The following is a 3,217-nucleotide window of genomic DNA, read 5'->3' as shown; positions in this document are numbered from 1 at the left end:
AGACAATTCATAAAAATCTAGAGATACTATACTAGTCACCTCTGTGAAAATCCATAAAATCAACAAAAGTAAAGTTAGAGTTAAAACATATACAAACGGAACTTTGAAGAATATATTATGCCTTATAGAAATAAAATCTTTATAGTTCTTAACATTCCAACTATCAGATATGCTATTGATCATTTTCTTACCTAAGGGGCCATATATTACCAAATGAAACATTTCAGCTATTCTTTTCCCGTAATAGAATGTTGATGCGGTACCACTCTGAGCTACTGACATTACTGAAATTATAAAATAGTTTAAAAATACATTATGAATATTTGCTGCAGTCCTAGATTTGATGCTTTTCTTAACAGAAGAGTATAAAAAATCAGAGTTTAATGTTAACGAAAAACCAATATACCTTAAGCAAAGATACAATGATAGGATAGAAGAGAAAACATAGCCTATAGTCAGAAAAACAAAAACATTATCTATATTTGATTCCATCAACCCCGCAGTTATAGCCAGTAAAGATAAGAAAGAAAAAACTTGAGGAATGAAAGAAACGATATAACCCATTCCAATCTTATCGATTGAATTCAGGGAATATACATTTATCTGAAGTATTAGATACAAGCTAGTAACATTAATGAAATAAGAAAATATTTTGATTCCAGAGCTATCCCCCTCCCCGTTAAAAATAAATTCATATATATCAACATATACCGATAAAAATATAAAAGTCAGAGAAATAGAAATTGTAACGACGAAAATTAACATGGTAGAATATGCGGATGTTCTCTCTTTTGATGTTCTCAACATCCTAAATTCATAGACATAATTACTTACTAGAGACTCAACAATAAGAAATAAAATATTTACCCCATTTGTTAATAAGAAATACAAATCCGCACTTTCAGAATTCCCATAGATTGAATATATTAATAAAAAATTCAATAATCCTATAACCAAAGAACCAGCTGCCAAAATGTTAAGCCTAAGCTTATTTATTATTGTTCTTATTCGATAAGGTACCATAATAATCAATATTTTCCGCTATGAAGTTTGTAAAGCTAAATCTTTCACTTAAATGTTTTTTTGCAGCTGATGTAATGTTTTGTCTTGTATGCTTATCTAGTGATGATAACAGTATTAGCTTATCAACTATCTGTTGAGTGTCCTTCGGGTTTACAAGGAAGCCATGTACTCCGTCTTCAAGCAACTCCTTCCCACTTGTAAGTGAACTATATATAACCGGAATTCCAAGTTCCATAGCTTCCATGGGAGCTAATGCAAAAGCTTCTGCGTGAGACGGGAATATCGCACAGTCATGAACACAATACAATTCTAAAAGCTCGTGTTTTGAAACTGCCCCTTTATAAGATATTGACTCCGCGCCAAACTCAGATTCCGAAACGATTTTCATAATTCTTGGCCAATTACCCTCTGGATCTTTTCCTACGAATGTCAACCTCGCTGAAGGATTCAAAGTTGAGAATTTTACCCATGCCTTGGCCAAATCTAGAACTCCCTTTTTCTCCAAGAGACTTCCCGCGAAAATGAATTGACTACAATAGTCACTACACTGGAAACGACTCCCCCCCCCTTCCTTCACTGCATTATATATAATCTTAATTTGACAGTTAAGATTGAAAATACTCTTAGTTTTCTCAGCTGTATATTGACTAACTGAAACTATATTGTCCGAGTATTTTAAAGATAACCTCTCCAATACTTTCCATATATGGTACTTTAAATTTTTATACCCAGCTTCGTCGCTGAAGTATGTAGATGAACCATGAAGACGAGCTACTTTAGAGTATTTACCATTAGGAATACTTATTCCCCAACCTAAAAAATCTGGAATTTCGACTATATCAAAATTATATTTATTAAAAACTTCTCTAAATATAGTGCGACTTTTTATTCTGTCAATAACTGAAGGAAAATACTTAGATTTCTTTAAGAAAACAAGTCTAACTCCATTAACTTTCTTTATACTAATTCTTTTAGTTTGATCGTAGAAACCGATCACGGTAACTTCATTATTATTTTCAACCAAACCTTCAGCAAGTTCTTTAGTAAAAGTTCCAATTCCTCCATTCAATAAAGGAGGATATTCATTACAAAAAAAACAAATATTCATGCACTAATCTCTTAAAATTATTTCTCTTAAGTTTTCAGAAATTGTATATTTTTTAAGGGTACTGGAAGGGTAATTTTCGTATGGTGAATTAATGAAATTCCTAATTGAATCTTCTTCAATTTCATCTAAAGATTCCACATACAGAATATTATTACTGACAAACACTTCAGAACCTAGTATTTCTTTATTATTAGTAATTAATTTTTTCTTAAAAAACATTGCTTCTAATGTTCTTAACGTAATTCCGCTTTGACCTTCTTGTACCAATTCAACTATACACCTACATTCAGATACATTATTTAAATTATCTTGATATGTTAACATCTTATATTTAGGTACACCCTTGATCCATTTATCTATTTTTTGAAAAAAACCAATTGGTGGAGATTTTACTAAAAACTTTGTAGTGAATCCAAAGTCATTGAGTTTTTTTTCCAAACTATTTAGATAAACCCCTCTTCCTTTATCTAGCCCCAAAAAGAAGAAATCAACTTTGTACTTATCACTGCAGTACTCTTGTATTTTTTCGGCACAAGGAATGAATTGCTTCATTACTTCAAACCCGTAATCTTCGCAATCTTTCGGATCAAATGAGTAAACACTATAGCCTGAAAAGATACTTAGTAACTTATCATCACCTAGAACGCTGTTTCTCATGAGAACCTTAACATCTTTTTTTTCAAAAGCATGTATGCCGTACATATCAATTGGGTCGTCTGTCACTATAACTTTATAGTTCGATATTGGCAGCCTCTTCTTTCTATACTTATAATAATTAGTAACAATTTTTTTTGTTAGATTAAACCTCATTAACTTACTGCACAAAAAATATAATATAAAGTTCATGCGAAAATCATATACATTCCATTGGCCGGAAATTTCCTCAACTTCTAACCTTTGATAATCCGTATTAAAACCAATCAATATTAGACTTCTACTTTCTAAAATAGCCATTTAATATTCCTGAAATAGTAGATTGAAACTGCTTTAAGCTTACCTTACCGGAAAGTAGCTTAATTAGTTTACTCAGTAAATATACTGAAAGTAAAATATAATGGAATAGTGATTTATTTTTGTTAATAAAGA

3 protein-coding genes are annotated in these 3,217 nt (G+C 31.0%); all 3 read right to left on the bottom strand.

Annotation, left to right across the window (positions count from 1 at the left end; translation table 11 throughout):
• Window positions 1-972 (bottom strand): hypothetical protein (locus tag AND4_RS18485; RefSeq protein ID WP_144017070.1); only part of this gene is annotated, 972 nt, incomplete at its 3' end.
• Window positions 973-988: 16 nt separating this feature from the next.
• Window positions 989-2,131 carry a glycosyltransferase family 4 protein gene (locus tag AND4_RS18480; protein WP_009844506.1) on the bottom strand — a complete coding sequence of 381 codons (1,143 nt, stop codon included), beginning with the start codon at window positions 2,129-2,131 and terminating at the stop codon, window positions 989-991.
• Window positions 2,132-2,134: 3 nt separating this feature from the next.
• The gene (locus tag AND4_RS18475; RefSeq protein ID WP_009844505.1) at window positions 2,135-3,085 is read right to left on the bottom strand and encodes a hypothetical protein; all 951 of its coding nucleotides are present in this window, start codon (window positions 3,083-3,085) and stop codon (window positions 2,135-2,137) included.
• Window positions 3,086-3,217: the final 132 nt, after the last annotated feature.

Origin of the sequence: Vibrio sp. AND4 (assembly GCF_000171815.1) — a bacterium.
Lineage (GTDB): Bacteria > Pseudomonadota > Gammaproteobacteria > Enterobacterales > Vibrionaceae > Vibrio.
This window is presented reverse-complemented; position numbering and strand designations above follow the sequence as displayed.

Bases quoted from the DNA above. Each gene is read 5' to 3' on its own strand.
- AND4_RS18475 (WP_009844505.1), bottom strand. From the start codon at position 3,085: ATGGCTATTTTAGAAAGTAGAAGTCTAATATTGATTGGTTTTAATACG.
- AND4_RS18480 (WP_009844506.1), bottom strand. From the start codon at position 2,131: ATGAATATTTGTTTTTTTTGTAATGAATATCCTCCTTTATTGAATGGA.